A 20026-nucleotide genomic window follows, 5' to 3' on the forward strand; every position below is an offset into this window, starting at 1 on the left:
TTTGCGACTAAATTACCGTTTTAATACTCAGCAACAACTTGAAAATGTGGCTGTAAAGCCTGTTGTAACTGAGCTATTTGTTGTTGTTTTTGTTGCTCACTATAAGGTTTGGCAGGAAGCTTGCCCCATATAGGCTGTGGCCACAAAGCATCGTTGTGAAAACGCACAATATGATGCACATGCAGCTGCGGCACCATATTACCAATAGCCGCCAAGTTTAGTTTATCACCTTTATAAAGGGCCATTACCGCTTCACTTAAGCGCTTAGATTCTCGCCAAAACTGCGCTTGTTGGCAACTATCTAATTGATATATATCACCAATATCATTTTGCATTGGCACCAGTGCTAACCAAGGAAATTGGCTGTCGTTAATCAACAGAACCCGCGATAACTCAAAATCACCCAGCCAAATGCCATCCTTTTCTAGTTGAGGATGTAACTTAAATTCGCTCATTTTATTCTCCCTTGCGGCCTTAAACTGCAGCCAACTGACAGATACTATACAGTGGTCGGCGTTTCGCTTATCAAAAAAAGTGCTAGAATGGCGCCAACCATAATTTAAGCTGATTTAAATCTCAATAACTACCAGCCCTTGGCTGTTTAAAGAGCTATATCGACCACTATGTTACGTTTTTTCCCAGCATCCTTGTTAATGATTCTTTCTGCCAGTTTAGCCATTATAAATACCGCTATGGTGGGCTCTTTAATCATTGTGTGTGGCATCATTAAACTGTTGTTACCTAAAGGGCTTTATCCTTGGGTGGGTAAACTAACTAACTTTTTAATGTGGTGTTGGAGCGAAATGAATCGCGCCATATTTCGCTTAGTAAACAACACCGAGTTTGTGATCGAAGATAATAGCCAGCTCAGCAAAAAAAGTTGGTACTTGATGATTTGTAATCATCAAAGCTGGGCCGATATCGTATTACTGTGCATGTTGTTTGGCTCTCGCATTCCCATGCCCAAGTTTTTTCTCAAGCAACAGCTTTTGTATGTGCCTTTTGTTGGTCTAGCTTGCTGGGCTTTAGACATGCCCTTTATGCGCCGATACTCGCGCCAATACTTGCTCAAACATCCAGAAAAGCGCGGTAAAGATCTAGAATCAACCAAACGCTCTTGTGAGAAGTTTAAAACCAACCCAACAACAGTCATCAATTTTGTAGAAGGGACCCGCTTTACTCACCAAAAGCAGCAACAATCCCACTCTAACTATCAACACTTATTACCACCCAAAGCGCTGGGTATTGCTTACACCTTATCGGCTTTGGGCGAACAATTTGACCAGATTATTGATGTAACCTTGGCCTATCCCGGCACCACCGAAACACTTCCGCCTTTTAAGGCCTTATTATCAGGTAAGCTCGATAAGGTAGTGGTGAAAATCGATACCATAGCAATTAACCAAGAGTTACGCGGCGACTACCTGCAAGATAAACAATTTAAGCGCCACTTTAAGCTTTGGCTCGATGATACTTGGCAAACTAAAGATCAATATCTACAAAGCGTACTAAAAGACTAACCCTGTTCACAATATCCAAGGCAAGATCCTGACAGCCTGATTTTACTGCTATTTTTATAGGAGTAAAAACAACGGAGAAACGTGTTGCGGCGATCGCTTTGGATGCTTTATTGGCTAGTAGGCAGCTGCTGGGCAGAGGATTTTAGCCCTTGGCTAGAAGAATTCCAGCCGTCTAGCCTAAGCCAACAGCAACAAATCGAAGAGCTACGTTGGTTTAAACAAGCCGCTCAACCCTATCAAGGCATTACTATTCGCGCTATTTCAGAGCGCATTAATACTCACTGGTACGAAGCCACCGTTATTGCCCCCTTGTTTTACCAACTCACGGGTATCAAAGTTATCCATGAGATCAGCGGTGAAGACGACGTAGTAAAAAAGCTACAAAGCCAAATGGACTTGGGCATTAACTATTACGATATCTATGTCAGTGACAGTGATTTAATTGGTGGTCACTTTCGTTCTCGCAACATCGTTAACTTAAGCCAGTTTATGCAACACCAAGGAAAAGACGTCACCTTACCCAGCCTAGATATCGATGATTTTATTGGCTTAGCCTTTACTACTGGTCCTTACGGTGATTTATTGCAACTCCCCGACCAGCAATTCGCCAACCTTTATTGGTACCGCCAAGACTGGTTTAAGCGCCCCGAGCTTCAGCAGCAATTTCAAACCATTTATGGCTACCCATTAGCTGTGCCAGTGAACTGGTCGGCCTATGAAGACATCGCCGAATTTTTTACCGAGCACGTAAAAGAAATAGATGGGCAAAAAGTATATGGCCATATGGATTATGGTAAACGTGACCCTTCGCTAGGCTGGCGAATATCCGATGCTTGGCTTTCTATGGCAGGCATGGGTGATGTAGGTTTGCCCAACGGCGTGCCTGTGGATGAATGGGGCATACGTCGCCATGGTTGTCGCCCAGTGGGCGCAAGCATGAGGCGTGGCGGCGCCCTCGATTCTCCCGCTGCCATCTATGCCATTCAAAAGTATGTAGACTGGTTAAAACGTTATGCCCCTCCAGAAGCACAAAAGATGACCTTTAGCCAAGCTGGGGCCGAAATAGCCAAAGGCCACATAGCGCAACAAATTTTTTGGTATACCGCCTTTACTGCAGATTTAAGCCAACCAGACTTAGCCGTTACCGATAAAGATGGCTTACCCTTATGGCGAGTAGCCCCTTCACCACGTGGTGCTTACTGGCAACCCGGCATGAAGTCGGGCTACCAAGATGTGGGGGCTTGGACACTGGTTAAATCAACCCCTTTAAAGCGCCAACAAGCCGCATGGTTATACGCTCAATTTAATGTCGCCAAAACGGTTTCTCTGCGTAAAACCATGGTGGGTTTAACCCCTATTCGCCAAAGCGATGTGATGTCTAAACCATTTAGTGAGCGCTCAGCAGAGTTAGGCGGCTTGGTAGAATTTTACCAAAGCAATGCGCGTAACGAATGGACGCCCACCGGGCTAAATGTGCCCAATTATCCAGCTTTATCTTCGCTGTGGTGGCAATACATTGGCCGCGCTAGCGACCATGGAGAAGCAGTTCCCCAGATAATGAAAGAATTGGCACAAAGCATGGATTTAGCACTAGCTAAAATTGGTAAAGACAACCCTGGCCCGTGCAGCCCTAAACTCATCTCAGCGCAACAAGCCTCATTATGGCTGGCTCATCCCGGCTCTCCCAAACCCAAGCTGGAAAACGAAAAACCGCCGGGTAAAACCTTAAACTACTCAGAGTTAATTAAACAATGGCAACCTTAAAAGCCAGCTGCTTAAGTGCCAGCCTAGCCTTAAGCTTGCCAGCGCAAGGTGTTGAGCTGGTGTTTAATACCTATTTAGACCCGCCTTATGTCATCCAAAACCAAAGAGGGCTAGCAGGGGTTAATATAGAAGTTTATGAATTGCTAAAAAAACACAGCAAGTTAGACATAAATATCCGCTTACTACCATTAAAACGCGCTTATTTGATGGCGCTCGAGTCGCCCAATAACTGCGTTTTTGCAATAGAGCGCAGCCAAGCAAGAGAGAGCTCATTTAACTGGATAAGCCCCATGTATATTAGCCGTTATGCGATCTACCAACCGCAACAACGCATTACACCCTTAAGCAGCGTTGCAGATCTACAACAGCTAAAAATTGGTAGTTATTTAGGTAGTGGGATTGGCGAGTATTTAGAAAGCCTGGGGGTTGAAGTTGATTTGGCTAAAACCAACCTTAACAGCGCTAAAAAGCTACAACGCCAGCGCACCCAAGCTTGGGCTAGCGATATATTGTCCTCTGCCTATGTGCATTACCATTATTCTTTAGGTATTCAAAAACAAGGGTTTGATTTTTACAGTTCGCTACGCGCCATCGCGTGTAACAAAGACAGCGATGCTGGCGCTTTACAAAAACTGCAAACCAGCCTTAATCAACTACAAAAAAGCGGAAAAATAAGCAAGATATTGGCGTCCTACGAACAACAATATCAAGTAGATTTGGGTTTATAAAAACAAAAAAAGCAGCCAATTGGCTGCTTTTTTATCAATATAAGAGACTAGCCCTTTAAGTTAACCAAGTAGCTAACTAACTCATTTAGCTCTTCAATTGATTTTACCGAACCAGTGTTAACTTGGTACTTACCATTAACCACTAAGGCCGGCACACCGCGAATTTTATAGTTCATGGTGTTCTTTTCCATTTGCGAAACCATGCCATTCACAACAAAGCTGCTGGCTGCGCTATCAAATTTCTTACCATCAACACCGTTTGCAACAAAGATGCTGCGAAGATCATCACGGCTGGTGAAGTTTTGGCGTTTGTTATGGATAGAATCAAAGATAGCGTTGCTAATTGCAGGCTCTACTTCTAGCATTTCGGCTGCAGCGAAAGCGCGAACCATTTCTTCACCCATTTGGCCGCCAATAAAGCTTACGTGGTTCTTTTTGAACGCTACGCCTTCTGGTAAGGATTTTTTAATACTCTCTGCTACTGGTTCAAACTTAAAACAGTGTGGGCAGTAGTACGAGAAAAACTCGATAACTTCTGGTTTAGCGGTAGCAGTTTGCTTAATCACATCGTAATGCGTGCCTTCTTTAAAGTCAGCCGCTATTGCCATTGGCAAAGTAAGCATTGCCATTAAACCAATCAGTAGTTTTTTCATCACTCGGTATTTCCTTCCAGTGAACTTTATAAAAAACCGAGCATAATGATTAGCACCAGCTCGGTCAATCGTTGACTATGTTGTTGACACAAATTTACGTTTACCAAGATCCCATTTCAAACATTACAGTGGTATCTACATCTTGATGTATTAATACCGAATAATGTTGTTCAATTTGGTTACGTCTAATTTTTAAAGTAGGGGTAAGCAGGGCGTTATCTACGTTCCAATCCTCATTTACCACCACCACATGCGACAACTTGGCATGACTTTCTAATTGCTCATTCACCCTTTTAAGGGTGCGATTTAAGCTGGCTTCAATTTGGGCTTGCGAATGCTGTTTCATTTCAGCCGCTAACACCACCAAAGCACAAGGCTGCGTGAGGGCGCTGCCCACCACACATACCTGCTCAACCATCGAATTTTCAGCCAAGCTCTGTTCAATAGGAACGGGGGCTACATATTTTCCTTTCGCCGTTTTAAAACTTTCTTTTAAACGGCCAATAATTTTAACGTAGCCATCATTATCTATTTCACCCTTATCTCCTGTATGCAACCAGCCATCAACGATGGACTCCTCAGTGAGATCAGCATGTTTGTAGTAGCCCTGCATCATGCCTTCGCCCTTAGCAAGAATCTCTCCTTGCTCAGAGATTTTTATTTCTACGCCAGGACCCGCTTTTCCGATGGTGCCAATTTTGTCGCTTCGAAAAGGTACATTTAAGGTGCCGTAAGCTAGGTTCTCGGTCATGCCCCAAGCTTCAGAAATATTTAAGCCAATGCTTTGATACCAATGCAATAATGAAGGTGCTACCGGAGCACTGCCACAACCTAAAATTCGCGCCTTATTTAAACCCAGAGCCTTTTTAATTTTGAGCTTAATTAAACTAGAAACCAGCGGAATAGATAACAATAACTTGAGTTTTTTCGGTGGCAGTTTTTCAAATACACCTTGTTGGAAGCGCGCCCACAAACGAGGCACCGAAATAAACAAAGTAGGTTGTACGCTACGCAAGTTATCTGGGAAGGTATCTAAGGATTCAACAAACGACACACTAAATTGACCGCTAAAAATGCTGGTACCTTGAATGTAAACTCGCTCAGTAATATGCGCCAAGGGTAAGTACGACATAACCCGATCTTCACTACCAGCTTGCAACACATCAATGAGCTGTTCACAGGCATAACGATAAGCCTCAAAGCTAATCTCGGCGCCTTTAGGGTCACCGGTACTGCCCGAGGTATAGATAATCGTCATGATGTCTTTTGCATCCCACAGATGATTTTTCTCAATCACCGGCATTTCCTTCAACCAATCACTCCATTGAATGTGGCAAGGCATGGTGGGATAGGGCATCGCAACGGTTTTTAGGCCGATAGGTACAGCCGAGGCTTGCTTGCCCCATTCGTCTAACTTACCCACAAACAACAGCTTAGCTTCGCTATGTTGAAGTACAAAAGAGATGGTATCCACACTCGCGGTGGAATAAATAGGAATGCTTACACAGCCAGCCATCATGATTGCCAAATCGGCAATAAACCATTCGGCACTATTTTTGGCTAAAATGGCCACTTTGTCGCCGGGCTCTAGGCCTTGAGACAACAAGCCTTGAGCAATTTGGCCGGCTTCGCGCGCTACTACTGCCCAAGTTTTCTCATGATATACGCCATCAATAGGCTGACGTAGGTAAACGCGCTGCGGATCCTGCTTTTGCCAATGCATTAATGCATCAACGGGGGTGACAAAGTTTGTCATTCACAACCTCGTTACAAGTTATTCACCTTTTATATCAATCCTATACGGCTAGGCGCAGGATGCCAGTACAAATCGAAAATAAGCCGAAGTAATGTGAACAAACACTCTGTTTATCACCAGTTTTTGAAAGGATTTAAGCTAAGTTGAGAGTTATAGTATTTAGCTTGCCCTGTGACCTCTTGCCCCAGCCAGTCGGGCTTTGCAAAGCTTTCTTGCTCGCTGCTCAGCTCTACTTCGGCAACAATTAAGCCGAGGTTATCTCCAGCAAATACATCCACTTCAAATACATGTTGTGCAACAGGCACTAAGTAGCGAACTTTATCAATGGCGCCAGGCTCACACAGCGCTAATAGCTGTTCGGCTTCACTCAGGGGAATTTCTTTCTCCCATTCATAGCGGCTTAAACCCGACTGATTACTTTTACCTTTAATGGTAAGAAAACCCTGCTCACCGCGAACACGCACTCGTACCGTGCGTTGTTTATCACTGTTTAAGTAAGCCTGTACAATCCGGGCTTGTTCGCTAGCTTGCTTAACAAATGCATCGCTGTTAACCAAAAACTTGCGTTCAATTTCTACACTCATAACTGTCCTCAGTAACCGGGAGTTAATGATAATGGCGCATGCTGCAGAGCCGAAAGCTGCTCTTTAAGCGCGAGTATTTGGTCTTCCCAATAACGTTGCGAATTAAACCAAGGAAAGGCGCGTTGAAAGGCTGCATCTTGCCAGCGCCTTGCTAACCAGCCCATGTAGTGAATCATTCGCATAGCACGCAGCGGCTCGATTAAGGCCAACTCACTGCTATCAAATTCACAAAAGGCCTCATAGCCTTCTAATAGAACTTCTAATTGCAGGCGGCGCTCATTGTCATCTCCAGCCAGCATCATCCATAGATCTTGCACAGCAGGGCCATTACGCGCGTCATCTAAGTCCACTAGCATCGGACCATCACGCCACAATATGTTGCTAGGGTGGCAATCACCGTGTAAACGAATAATGGTTTTAGGTTTATAGGCCGCCTTTGCCGCCTCGGCTACCTGTTCTGCCACAGTAAAAAATGGCAGCGCCAAGCCCTCGGGTAGCCAATCACGTAATAACTCCAACGGCTGATCCAGCATCTCTTCGGTATTAATCGATAAACGGTGCTCAAACAGTTTGCTGCCCACTTTCTGGTGCATGCGCCCTAGGTATTGGCCAACACGCTCGATTTGGTCGAGGTTATCTACCTCAAAACCGCGCCCACCAACACTAGGGAAAATGGTAAACAACCAACCTTGATAATCAAACAAGCTGCGACCATCTCGCACTAGCGGTGCCACAATCGGCACATCTACTTCTGCCATCGATAAACTAAATTGATGTTCTTCGAGAATCTGTGCTTGGCTCCAACGCTCTGGCCGATAAAACTTCACCACATAACGCAGCCCATCTTCGGCTTGAAATTGATAAACCCGGTTCTCGTAAGAGTTTAAAGCCAACAAACCACTACTAGGGAAAATACCTTGAGATTCAATAGCATCAAGAATAGTGTCGGGATGTAAATCGGCAAATAGAAAGGCGCTCATGGCTCGGCAGTTTTACTAGAGGTTATCGGCGCAGTGTAGCAGTAAAACAAGTTCCCTAGCCAGCGCTAAGCAGGTAGCTGATGAAAGGCTTGAACCACAATATAAATACAGCTTAACCAAGCCACCAGCATTAGCAACGAACGCAAGGTAGCAAAGCCAAATACGTATACCCAAGGGTGCAACAAGCGAGTAGCGGTAAATAACAAAGCGGCATATTGAATACGGCTAAAATCAAGCCCTGCAAGATGGGCTATTAGCAAACTGCCCGCAAACAAAGCTAAGGCTTCCCAAGCATTTTGTTGAGAAGCATAGATGCGTTGACCAACACTGTTTAACAATTGGGATTGTTGGCGGGGATCTTGGTTATCTATAGTGCCTAACTGGCGCTTTCGCGCTGCCGAACCAAGTGCTGCCAGCAAATAAGGCAGCACTAACAGCAACGTAAAACACACCAGTACCAATTTCAAGCTCTATTCTCCAACACCCTGTTAACCGCCACTAATAAAGCGACTAGCTTGGATAAACTGGTCATCGCCACTTTCTAGTACAAACTCAATATCGGTGATCGAACGAGGCAACAAGTAAGGGTCACTCGCCAGTGAAATAGGCAAACTAAACACTTCGCCACCTTTTACTGTGACAATTTGCTGGCCTATCCATTCTACTTCTTCCAAACCACGCACACTTAAGTGGAACTGACGCGCTTCAGAGGATTTGTTAATCACCTTTAAGGTGTAGGTATTTTCTACCAAACCTTCAGAAGTTTCGTTGTACAAAGAAGATCGATCACGCAGCACATCTAACTGCATCGGCTTCACGTTAAGCAAGGTGAATACAAAAGCGACCAGCATGGCGCTTAACACCACTCCATAACCGATCAGCTTAGGCCGCAGTACATCGGTTTTTTGCCCCGCCAAGTTATGCTCGGTGGTGTAGCGAATCAAACCTTTCGGGTAGTTCATGCGCTCCATGGTTTGGTCACAGGCATCAATACAAGCACCACAGTTAATACACTCGTATTGCAAACCTTCGCGAATATCAATGCCTGCAGGGCACACCTGCACACATAAATCACAATCTACACAATCACCCAAACCTAAGGCTTTATGGTCTGAATTACGTTTACGTGGGCCACGGCTTTCGCCACGCTCGGTATCGTAGCCAACAATAAAGGTATCTTTATCAAACATGGCCGACTGAAAACGCGCATAGGGGCACATGTGAGTACATACAATGGTGCGCATCCAACCTGCGTTGGCATAAGTTGCTACGGTAAAGAAAATCACCGAGAAGTTAACCGCACCGCTGGCATTTAGCGTAAAGAAGTCCCACCACAGCTGCTTAACGGGCACAAAATAAGCGGCAAACGACAAAGCGGTAAATACCGACACCGCAATCCATGCAGTGTGTTTGGCTGTTTTTCGCCAAATTTTGTTAAAGCTCCAGGGCGATTTATCTAGCTTTTTACGCTTATTGGCGCTGCCTTCAATCTTTTCTTCAAACCAGATAAAGATAAAGGTCCACACCGTTTGCGGACACAAATAACCACACCAAACGCGGCCTAAAAAGGTGGTAATAAAAAACAAAGCAAAGGCGGCAATAATGAAGAACCAAGCCAATAATAATAAATCTTGCGGCCACAGGGTTAAGCTAAAAAAGTGATACTGACGCGCCCCCATATCTAGCAAAATTGCTTGGCGATCGCCGTAAGGAATAAACGGCACAATCACAAAAGCCGCGATAAAAAACCAGCCCATGTACTTACGCAAGCGTTGAAATACACCTTTTTGCTCACGCACATAAATTTGTTCTTGGGGGTTGTAACGATCTACCGGAGCACGTTTTTTAGCCGCGCGAGGTTTGGGGCTAACGTCTTTAACAGGAATACGTTCACTCATCACTCAATCCTTATGAGAGGAGGCACTGATGTGACTAATGCCTTTGCTTAAGCAAAAACGGCAATTGCAGACGCAATTGCCACTTAAGAAATTAAACTTTTACGCCACGTGCTTTTAATAAGGCGGTTTTAAAATCATCCTCGCAATCTTTTGCGATGCCAGGAATCATCTCGTCTTTACCAATTGTAAGCATTTTAAGTTGGTAAATAAGCACGTCATCGGTCAGTTCACTCAAGGGTTTATTGTTCCCAGCTTGGTCGGCTATTTGAGTGATAATTTCTACTAAGTTAAGCTCCGGTTGTTGTTTCCAAACCGGTGTGAGTAAATCGATTAATTCTTCAATACGATGCAACTGCATACTCATTATACTTCTCCACGGGCGGCCACTACAGCTTGGTTTCTACCTAACTGCTTGGCTCTATATAGTGCCTTATCGGCTTTATCTACGATCTCTTTGGTGCTTTGCTGAGCCACTGGAATTAAACAAGAAATACCAATGCTCACGGTCACATAACTGGCTGCGGTCGAATACTCATGACGCAATTTAGCCTCGGCCATTAGTGTTCTAACTCTTGCAGCAACTTGCAATGCGCCTTTGGTATCGGTGTTGGGCAATACCATTACAAACTCTTCACCGCCATAACGGGCAACAATGTCGTCTTCACGTTGCAGTGCTTGGGTAAACAAACTAGCAACTTTGCTTAAACATTGATCGCCAGCAACGTGACCGTAATGATCGTTATAAGGCTTGAAGAAATCAACATCGATCAGCAATAAACTTAAAGAAGTATTCGCCCTGCTACTTAAACGCCAATGTAAGGCCAGCGTTTGCTCAAATATAGCCCTATTATACAGGCCGGTAAGTGCATCGCGCTCACTTTGGTGGCGCATAAGGGCGTGGCTGTCTGCCAGCTCTAAAGCCTTCACTTTATTAAGCGCACCTTCGGAGAAGCTCGCTTTCACCAAATGTTCTGCCCGGCGCAACACTATGTTGAGTACACCCCAGCTAAGTAACAATACCAAACAAGCCACCCATTCGGTTCGACTAGCGCCTATTACCGAGACCAACAAGGCCAACAACAGCGGAATGCTAAAACCGTTAAAACTACGAATGCTTAATAAATTGGGTACCACGACTAAGGACAATAAAGCCCCCACCAGCATTACCAACAACAAACGCTCGGAAGCAGGTAAAACCGGCATAAATAGCAGAATACCTACCGCCCAAAGCACTCCAGAACTGGTAGCCAAACTAAAGTAACGCGTAAGTTGCGGCGCCGGGACAAAATCGTCAATCACTTCGCTTTGAATACGCGCAAAAAAGTAAAACACGGCCGATAAAGCCAACATGCAAAACAGCCACAGCAAATGCAGGCTTGAAGAAAGGCTAGGCGCAAACAAACACCACCAAATAAGGCTATACGCAGCGGTCATTAATGCCACCAAGCGGCCATTACTTAGCAAATAACGGGCGTTTTCGGTGTTTACTTGTAACTGCACGTTGCGCAAAAACAGATCCCTTGCTGGTGAGAGGCGAGTAATTTGTGGGCATTGTAGCAACAAGTGGAATGGCGAGAACAGAAAAACACTTTGATAAAAGATGGATAAATCGCAAACTCGCGCGCAGTTTCACTACAAATTCATCAAACTTAACTAAAATAAGCTGCAAGCTTTTAAACAATATTGATCTGATTGCTTGCGTCCTTTTTCCTAGAAAGGGTAAAGTGCTACCCGCAAGTGCTGGTCAATAAACTTGCAACTCGGTCAACTAGGTAAAGCATCTAAGGAACAAGGTCAATGCTGGACAATATCAATCCAACAACTACACAGGCTTGGAAAGCGTTACAAGCGCATTTTGAAGCACAAAAAGAGGTTAAACTTAGCGAGCTATTCGCCGCTGACGCAGACCGTTTCAACCGCTTCTCGGTAGAGTTTAACGAGCAAATCTTACTGGATTACTCTAAAAACCTAATCACCGAAGAAACCATGCAGCAATTAGTTGCCCTAGCTAAAGAAACCAAGCTAGATAGCGCAATTAAAGCCATGTTCTCTGGTGAGAAAATCAACCAAACAGAAGGTCGCTCGGTACTTCACACCGCGCTACGCAATCGCAGCAATACCCCAGTAATGGTAGACGGCGAAGACGTAATGCCTGCAGTTAATGCAGTACTAGAGAAAATGAAAGGCTTCTGTGAAAAAGTACATTCTGGCGAATGGAAAGGTTACACCGGTAAAGCCATTGAAAGCATTGTAAACATTGGTATTGGTGGTTCAGACCTAGGCCCAGTAATGATTACTGAAGCCTTAGGCGCATACAAAGTAGAGCACATTAACACCTACTTCGTATCTAACGTAGACGGCACTCACATTGCCGAAACCCTAAAACAAGTAGACCCAGAAACTACCTTGTTCTTAGTGGCGTCTAAAACCTTCACTACTCAAGAAACCATGACCAACGCCCACAGCGCGCGCGATTGGTTCCTAGCAGCAGCTGGCGACCAAGCTCATGTAGCTAAACACTTCGCAGCACTGTCGACTAACGCTAAATCTGTTGCTGAGTTTGGTATTGATACCGACAATATGTTTGAGTTTTGGGATTGGGTAGGCGGTCGTTACTCTTCTTGGTCAGCCATTGGTTTGTCGATTGCCCTTACGGTTGGCTACGACAACTTTATTGAACTGCTAGACGGCGCACACGCCATGGACCAACACTTTGCTAGCGCAGAGTTAGAGCAAAACCTACCGGTTATTCTTGGTTTGCTTGGCATTTGGTACAACAACTTCTTTGGTGCAGAAAGCGTATCTATTTTACCTTACGACCAATACATGCACCGCTTTGCTGCTTACTTCCAGCAAGGTGACATGGAGTCTAACGGTAAAAATGTAGACCGTAACGGCAATCCAGTTGATTACCAAACTGGCCCAATTATTTGGGGCGAACCTGGTACCAACGGCCAACACGCCTTCTACCAACTTATTCACCAAGGCACTAAGCTGATCCCATGTGACTTTATTGCACCTGCAACTAGCCACAATCCATTATCGGATCACCACGCTAAGTTAATGTCTAACTTCTTTGCCCAAACCGAAGCCTTAGCTTTTGGTAAGTCACGCGAAACCGTAGAAGCAGAATTAGTAGCAGCGGGTAAATCAGCAGAAGAAGTAGCAGAACTAGCGCCATTTAAAGTGTTCACCGGTAACAAACCTACCAACTCTATCTTGGTTAAGAAAATCACTCCAAGTTCATTGGGTGCCATGGTTGCTATGTACGAACACAAAATCTTTGTACAAGGCATTATCTGGAACATCTTCAGCTTCGACCAATGGGGCGTAGAACTAGGTAAACAGCTAGCTAACCAAATTTTGCCAGAGTTAAAAGACGGCAGCGAAGTAAGCAGCCACGACAGCTCAACCAATGGTTTAATTAATACCTTTAAAGCGTGGAGCTAAGTCTAAAGCTTAAGCTTCCGTTTTAAACGCAAAGAGCTGGCCTAGGTCAGCTCTTTTATTTGCAGCTATCAATTTCTACTCTAGATAACTACGCTGATTCATTAAACCTGCCATTAGATTTATTTCGGTATGTACGCTATCAAACTCACCAGCCAATTCTTCGAGGCTGATGCTCTCGTCGCCTTGCTGACCCAGTAGCACCACGTCATCGCCCCAGGCAACAGGCTGTTTAAGCTGAGTGATATCTATGGTGGTAATGTTTAGAGATACTCGGCCAATCACCGGACAACGTTGGCCATTTATCAATACTTGGCCTTTATTAAATAACGCTCGCGGATAACCTTCGCCAAAACCCACCGGAATACTGGCAATACGACTATTAAAGCGAGTGGTAAATTTACTGCCGTAACCAATAGATGTGCCTGCAGGAACATCTCTTACTTCCATAACACTGGTATGCATATCCATTACGGTTTGCAGCTCGGCGGGTTGCTCAAAACATTGACTGGTTTGCGCGCCGTAACAGGCGGCCCCAATGCGCACTAAATCAGCACGCTGATCCTTTAATCTTATGCTGGCAGCACTGTTGTGTGAGTGGCATAAAACATCAGCAGGCAAATATTGGCTTAGCTGCTGCTTTAACTGGGTAAATTGAGCAAGCTGGGCTTCGGTTTGCGCTAAGTCTTGATCATCGGCACTGGCAAAGTGGGTCATTAACCCCACTACTTGTAGCCCAGCTAATTGGCATACCTGTTTTATCGCCTCTAGCTGTTCAACAAAAAAGCCGCTTCTGCCCATACCCGTATCTATTTTTATATGTACGGGAATAGGTCGCTGCCTGCGTAACCCAAGCTGATGTAAATACTCAGCCACTTCTAGGGAACCCACCTGTTCTTCAAGGTTTAGTAAGCTGGCGGATTCATCGTACTCTTGCTTAAGGGCGCTGCGTAATCTAATTAGTGGAATGTTGGGGAGTAACTGGCGAACGGTGCGTGCTTCATCATTACTGCAAATACCTATGGCATCTGCGCCGGCTTCAGCGGCAACTGGAGCTAACTCAGCTAAACCGTGGCCATAAGCGTCTGACTTCATCACCACACAGAGTTTGGTTGGAGAGACAGCCTGTTTCAAAAAGCGAATATTTTGCGCGAATCTTTCGGGGTAGATATTTACAGCTACATGATTTTGCAAACTTTATACGAATAAGAGCAATGCTCTTAGCTCTCCTTGCTTAGTTAACCAACAATAAAAGTAATGAGAAACAGTGACAATAAAGTTCAAGCTTTCCATAAAAAGCTTTCAACTCTAAATAATATAATTCCAACACTAAGCATTATAATGACGAAAAACAGTTTAACATTCAAGCAAAACATATGAAAACCACCCTAAATAACCAATAAACCTGCATTAGGCATGCTGTACTTCGGGATATATAATTAGAATTAAAATAATTACAACTCTAACTATATTGGTGTGATTAATCAGAGAACAAGCTAGCTTTACCGCACTTACCCGCTCACAAAGAATGATTTTTCCCAATAAACTTAGGTAAAGTTGCCATTGATAGATACCTCACCGCTAGTAAGCATGGGCGCTCCCCAAATTACGCCGCTTAATTAGCGATAGGGTAGGGCTTTGTGCTAAGTTGCCAAGCATAATGCAGTACCGAGGGCTTACAGTGCCAAGCCAGCAGCGGCAAGGACAAGGTTTTTTACTCACCGCCAATAGTTACGATCGTCAAGGTCGGGCTTGTATTCAGCTTTGGTTAGCCAGTGACCAAGGCCCGGTGTGTTTAGAGGTTAGTGACCAGCTGCCGGTATTTTTTGTGTTAAGTAGTGAACTAGATGCCGTGCTTGAAATTGTTGGCGAGCACTTGCTTAAGCACCAAGGCGTAGCGTTAAACACCTTCCAGCACCAGCCGATTACTGCCTTGTACTTTGCCAGTATCGATGCGCATTACCGCGCCGCACAAAACTTACAGCAAGCCGGATTAAGCTGCTTTGAACACGACATAAAGTTACATGAGCGCTTTCTTACCGAACGTTTTTGTTATGGCAGCATGGCTTTTGCGGGCAGCCAAGGTAGTAATCCACGTTACCCCGCTTGGCAACAAGCCAAAATAAAAACGGCCCAATATACACCTAAGCTTTCGGTGCTATCGCTAGACATAGAGTGCAGTGAAAAAGGCCAACTTTACTCGATTGGATTATACGGTGAGCACTTTCAGCAAGTGCTTATGATTGGCAGTGAACAAGCCGCTGATACGCCAATAACCTGGCTGGCCAATGAATATGCCTTACTAAAACAGCTTGAGCTAGTAATAGAAAAAGTCGACCCGGACATCATAATTGGTTGGAATGTCATCAATTTTGATTTTAGATTGCTGGTTAAACGCGCCGCTTTGCATGGGATAAAACTGGCCTTAGGCCGCCAACAAGGCGTGGCGCGTTGGCGCGAGCGAAGCGATAACGAGCAAACAGGTTTTATTAGCATTCCTGGGCGTGTAGTAGTGGACGGCATAGACGCACTAAAATCAGCCACTTATCACTTCGATAGTTTTAGCTTGGAAAACGTTGCCCAGCAACTGCTTAAGCGCGGAAAGTTGGTAGACGAAGTGCATGATCGTATGGCTGAGATTAACCACAACTTTGCTCACAACAAGCCCCAGCTTGCCGCCTACAACCTCGAAGACTGTAAGTTAGTGTTAGACATCTTCCAGCATACGCAAATCCTTGAATACCTATGTTTGCGCAGCCAACTTACTGGCTTAATGCTGGATAGAAGTGGTGGCTCGGTGGCTGCCTTTACCAATGTTTATTTGCCTAAATTGCACCGAGCTGGCTATGTAGCGCCAAACCTTACACGAGACTTTATCGCCGATAGCCCCGGCGGTTATGTGATGAGCTCTAAGCCAGGCTTGTATAACAATGTGCTGGTACTCGATTTTAAGAGCCTGTATCCCTCTATCATTCGTACCTTTAAAATTGACCCGCTGGGCTTAATTGAAGGGCTAGCGAGCCCCGACAATGCCATTGAAGGCTTTAGAGGTGGAGTATTTAGCCGCGATAAACATTTTTTACCAGAGATCATTAATCAGCTTTGGTTGCAACGCGATCAAGCCAAGGCCGACCATGACAGCGCTCGCTCGCAGGCAATCAAAATTTTAATGAATAGCTTTTATGGAGTGCTAGGCTCTACTGGTTGTCGCTTTCACGATCCCCGCTTAGCCAGCTCAATCACTATGCGCGGCCACCAGCTAATGCAAGAAACAGCAGAGTGGATCAGTGAGCAAGGCCATGAAGTGATTTATGGTGACACTGACTCCACCTTTGTGTGGCTAAATCAAGTTTTGAACGCAGAGCAAGCCAAACAAATAGGCCAACAACTGGCGCAAGGTATAAATCAATATTGGCAGCACAAGCTAGCCTCAGAAATGCAGTTAGATAGTCACCTAGAAATTGAGTTTGAGACTCATTTTTCTCGCTTTTTAATGCCAACCATTCGCGGCTCAGAAACCGGCAGTAAAAAGCGTTATGCAGGTTTAACCAACGATAAGCAGTTAGTCATAAAAGGTTTAGAAACGGTACGTTCCGATTGGACAGAGATGGCGAAGATATTTCAAACCGGTTTGCTCGAGCGAGTATTTTCTGACCAAGACCCACGCCAGTTTGTTCTAGATACCGTCGATAAGCTAATGGCCGGTGAGTACGACCAGCAAGTTATTTACCGTAAGCGTTTACGCCGCAAGTTAGCCGAGTACGTGAAGAATGTGCCACCACAGGTGCGAGCAGCGCGGCTCGCCGACGAACATAACCAAGCCCTAGGTAAACCACTGCAATATCAAAATAAAGGCAGCATTGCCTATTGGATGACCATAAATGGGCCTGAGCCGCTAACTAACCGAGTTAGCCAAATCGACTATCAGCATTATTTAGACAAACAACTACAGCCGATTGCCGATGCTATTTTGCCCTTCATTGATTTGGATTTTGAGCAAATAACCTCTGCGCAATTAGGTTTGTTTTAACTAAAGATTAGCGCGACTAGATACCGGACTACCAACAGATTGCAATGGGTCGGCCTCTACGGCTACGCCTACAAAGAGCATCAACAAAATTGACGCAATCATGCTACGAATGACCAAAGTTCGTCGGCGAATGTTTTTGATAAGTTTATCTGAATTCAACACAGGCTCACTTAGTTGTTGTAATAGCCACAAGATCAATTAACTAAGAGTATGCTCTAGTGTTTCGGGTTAAATTGACTAATTACGAACACAACAAGTTTTCTGAATTCAGCATAAAAACCCAACCTAGCTCACTTTTATCAAACAAAAGTCCATAACTTATTAAAATAATGAAACTTTCGTTAGATACTAGCCTCAAACTAGCAAATCATAATGGCAACAAGTCACACGGATGGAGGCAAAGAGGGCAACACAATGGCGTTTTTTTCGATGGGTGTAAGAGTACTATTATTGGTATTAATGTTGGGTAGCGTGTTTAGCTATTCACACACTACCCATTCTTCATGGGCAAAGTTTTATTGCCCTGCACAAACTAGTAAGGCAGCGAGTTAAACTCTCTCACTACGTTTTTCAATTTGTGGGTTAGCCACAAATACCATTACCGAACGTGCAGCCACTTTAACCGAGCCTGTTTCTAACATGGGCGCGGTTTTAAAGTCATAAACATCTTCTGGCGGTTTGGCTGCGGTATTAACAAGCTTAAACCAATGTCCTTCAATGCATGGCACTTCAAACTCTAACTCTTCCCAGTAGGAGTTAAACACCATGTATAAGCGGTCTTTTGAGTAAGGGTCTAATAAAGTAACCGCAATAGAGTGACTATGTTCAGACCAATCGGGCTGACCTTGATGCACACCATGCCATTCGATATTGGCATCATGAATCACATCCGACAGGCTCAAGTGGATCTTCTCTTCAAGCACATCGTCATAACGACGTAACTTAATCATCTCTTGAACAAAGCGCAGTAAGTTTTGGTTTTTGTCCACTAATGTCCAGTCAAACCAGGATAACTCGTTATCTTGGCAGTAAGCATTGTTATTACCGTTTTGAGTGCGTTTTACTTCATCGCCCATGGTAATCATTGGCGTACCTAAAGAGAGCAACAAAGTAGCGAAGAAGTTCTTCATTTGCTGTTCACGCAGATCGTTGATTTTTGGGTTTAGGGTTGGCCCCTCTACACCGTGGTTATAACTAATGTTGTGGTTATCACCATCACGGTTGTTTTCACCATTTTCTAGGTTGTGCTTATCGTTGTAGCTGACTAAATCGTTTAAGGTGAAACCATCGTGCGCAGTCACTAAATTAATAGAACGCTGAGGCGAATGGTTTTCTTTATAATAAATGTCTGGGCTACCCAATAAGCGCGACGCAAATTTGCCAGTAACACCTGAATCACCACGGAAGAACGAACGTACATCATCTCGGAATTTACCATTCCATTCGTTCCAGCGGTCACCAACAAATTCACCTACTTGGTAAAGGCCCGCTGCGTCCCAAGCTTCAGCAATAATTTTAGTGCCAGCCAATGAAGGATCTGAATCAATCGACCATAGCAGTGGTGGCTCTTTCATTACATGACCCTTAGAGTCACGCGCTAGTACCGAGGCTAAATCAAAGCGGAAGCCATCTACGTGCATTTCGTTTACCCAAAAACGCAGTGCGTCACGGATCATACGGCGCATTACCGAGTGGTTAGCATTACAAGTATTGCCGCAACCCGAGTAGTTACTGTACCAACGCTTTTCGTTTTCTAGCATGTAGTAGGTATCGTTTTGCAAGCCCTTCATGCTAAGTGTTGGACCGTCGTGGCCGCCTTCTGCCGTGTGGTTAAACACCACATCCAATATCACTTCAATGCCGGCTTTGTGCAGCTCGCGCACCATGGTTCTAAATTCATTAAAGGCACCACAGACACTTTTGTCGGAGCTATAAGCAGTATGTGGCGAGAAAAAGTTAATTGGGCTGTAACCCCAATAGTTCTGCTTACCTAAAGGGGCATCTTGCAAATCGAACTGCTGTACTGGCATTAATTCCACGGCAGTTATACCTAGTTCTTTTAGGTAAGGAATTTTTTCAATAACACCTGCGTAAGTGCCTCGCTTATGCTCTGCTACACCAGACGATGAGTGCTTGGTAAAACCCGCTACATGCATTTCGTAAATAACAGTATCTTGCAGTGAGCGTTTAATTGGGTGAGTGCCTTGCCAATCAAAACCACGTAAATCTACCACTGCACCTTTAATACATTGATTGGTATTTACATGACCGTGACGTGACGCGACCTGACGCAAATAGTTATCTGGGAAGTGGGTCATTTTGGCGTATGGGTCGAGCAATACCTTACTTGGGTCAAAACGCAAACCGCGCTCTGGTTGCCAAGGACCGTCTACTTGAAAGCCGTAGAGCGTTCCTACGTCTAGGTCTTCAACAAAAATATGCCAGTAATGGTCGGTTTTGTTGGTATTTGGATCTAAAGGGAACTCGGCAAAAGGCTTACGAGAGTTAACTTCTTTAAATAATAGAAGGGTAACTCCCGTGGCATTTTTAGAGAAAATACTAAAGTTAACGCCCTTACCTTGATAAGTGGCGCCGAGTGGAAATGAAACACCCGCTTGAGTTTTTGTGGCCATATACTGTGCTGTCTTATTTTTGCTATGAACTGA

The 20026-nt window shown here is 44.6% G+C and carries 17 protein-coding genes; 5 read left to right on the forward strand and 12 right to left on the reverse strand.

What is annotated here, in order from left to right:
* Positions 1-20: 20 nt before the first annotated feature.
* The gene (locus K5609_RS21290) at positions 21-455 is read right to left on the reverse strand and encodes an HIT domain-containing protein (RefSeq protein ID WP_221075379.1); all 435 of its coding nucleotides are present in this window, start codon (positions 453-455) and stop codon (positions 21-23) included.
* Between the two features lie 168 nt (positions 456-623).
* On the opposite strand from K5609_RS21290, the gene K5609_RS21295 reads away from it, so the two are divergent.
* From K5609_RS21295 to K5609_RS21305, 3 genes are all read left to right on the forward strand, one after another.
* Positions 624-1520 (forward strand): acyltransferase, encoded by an 897-nt coding sequence (locus K5609_RS21295; RefSeq protein WP_221075380.1) that lies wholly within the window; start codon positions 624-626, stop codon positions 1518-1520.
* Positions 1521-1622: 102 nt separating this feature from the next.
* Positions 1623-3284 (forward strand): ABC transporter substrate-binding protein, encoded by a 1662-nt coding sequence (locus K5609_RS21300; protein WP_221077330.1) that lies wholly within the window; start codon positions 1623-1625, stop codon positions 3282-3284.
* A complete protein-coding gene (locus K5609_RS21305) occupies positions 3272-4012 on the forward strand; it encodes a substrate-binding periplasmic protein (RefSeq protein WP_221075381.1) in 741 nt (246 codons plus the stop codon). Before K5609_RS21300 ends, K5609_RS21305 begins: the two co-directional genes overlap by 13 nt.
* 47 nt (positions 4013-4059) lie before the next feature.
* Here K5609_RS21305 and K5609_RS21310 read toward each other — a convergent pair whose 3' ends face one another.
* The 8 genes from K5609_RS21310 to K5609_RS21345 form a co-directional block, all read right to left on the reverse strand.
* Positions 4060-4665: a thiol:disulfide interchange protein DsbA/DsbL gene (locus tag K5609_RS21310; protein ID WP_221075382.1), complete on the reverse strand. Its 606-nt coding sequence runs from the start codon at positions 4663-4665 to the stop codon at positions 4060-4062.
* Between the two features lie 100 nt (positions 4666-4765).
* Positions 4766-6421, reverse strand: a complete 1656-nt coding sequence (locus tag K5609_RS21315; RefSeq protein ID WP_221075383.1) for an AMP-binding protein — start codon at positions 6419-6421, stop codon at positions 4766-4768.
* 113 nt (positions 6422-6534) lie between these two features.
* Entirely contained in the window at positions 6535-7005 is a 471-nt protein-coding gene (locus tag K5609_RS21320) for a CYTH domain-containing protein (RefSeq protein ID WP_221075384.1), read from the reverse strand.
* 8 nt (positions 7006-7013) lie between these two features.
* Complete coding sequence (locus K5609_RS21325) at positions 7014-7985, reverse strand: serine/threonine protein kinase (protein WP_221075385.1); 972 nt, start codon at positions 7983-7985, stop codon at positions 7014-7016.
* A gap of 65 nt (positions 7986-8050) precedes the next feature.
* Entirely contained in the window at positions 8051-8452 is a 402-nt protein-coding gene (locus tag K5609_RS21330) for an MAPEG family protein (RefSeq protein WP_221075386.1), read from the reverse strand.
* Between the two features lie 21 nt (positions 8453-8473).
* Positions 8474-9883 (reverse strand): cytochrome c oxidase accessory protein CcoG, encoded by a 1410-nt coding sequence (gene ccoG, locus K5609_RS21335; RefSeq protein WP_221075387.1) that lies wholly within the window; start codon positions 9881-9883, stop codon positions 8474-8476.
* A 91-nt stretch (positions 9884-9974) separates the two neighbouring features.
* The gene (locus K5609_RS21340; protein WP_040306803.1) at positions 9975-10241 is read right to left on the reverse strand and encodes a YihD family protein; all 267 of its coding nucleotides are present in this window, start codon (positions 10239-10241) and stop codon (positions 9975-9977) included.
* 5 nt (positions 10242-10246) lie between these two features.
* Positions 10247-11383 carry a GGDEF domain-containing protein gene (locus K5609_RS21345; protein WP_246612012.1) on the reverse strand — a complete coding sequence of 379 codons (1137 nt, stop codon included), beginning with the start codon at positions 11381-11383 and terminating at the stop codon, positions 10247-10249.
* Between the two features lie 297 nt (positions 11384-11680).
* On the opposite strand from K5609_RS21345, the gene pgi reads away from it, so the two are divergent.
* Entirely contained in the window at positions 11681-13333 is a 1653-nt protein-coding gene (gene pgi / locus K5609_RS21350; RefSeq protein WP_221075389.1) for a glucose-6-phosphate isomerase, read from the forward strand.
* Between the two features lie 75 nt (positions 13334-13408).
* Here pgi and alr read toward each other — a convergent pair whose 3' ends face one another.
* The gene (gene alr / locus K5609_RS21355; protein WP_221075390.1) at positions 13409-14524 is read right to left on the reverse strand and encodes an alanine racemase; all 1116 of its coding nucleotides are present in this window, start codon (positions 14522-14524) and stop codon (positions 13409-13411) included.
* 466 nt (positions 14525-14990) lie between these two features.
* On the opposite strand from alr, the gene K5609_RS21360 reads away from it, so the two are divergent.
* Complete coding sequence (locus tag K5609_RS21360; protein ID WP_221075391.1) at positions 14991-17360, forward strand: DNA polymerase II; 2370 nt, start codon at positions 14991-14993, stop codon at positions 17358-17360.
* Here the strand turns inward: K5609_RS21360 and K5609_RS21365 are convergent, their stop codons facing one another.
* Together K5609_RS21365 and glgX are read right to left on the reverse strand one after the other, a co-directional pair.
* Positions 17361-17519, reverse strand: coding sequence for a hypothetical protein (locus K5609_RS21365; RefSeq protein ID WP_221075392.1), 159 nt, complete (start codon positions 17517-17519; stop codon positions 17361-17363).
* 389 nt (positions 17520-17908) lie between these two features.
* Positions 17909-19993, reverse strand: coding sequence for a glycogen debranching protein GlgX (glgX, locus tag K5609_RS21370; protein ID WP_221075393.1), 2085 nt, complete (start codon positions 19991-19993; stop codon positions 17909-17911).
* Positions 19994-20026: the final 33 nt, after the last annotated feature.

Source organism: Agarivorans aestuarii, assembly GCF_019670125.1.
Classification (GTDB): domain Bacteria; phylum Pseudomonadota; class Gammaproteobacteria; order Enterobacterales; family Celerinatantimonadaceae; genus Agarivorans; species Agarivorans aestuarii.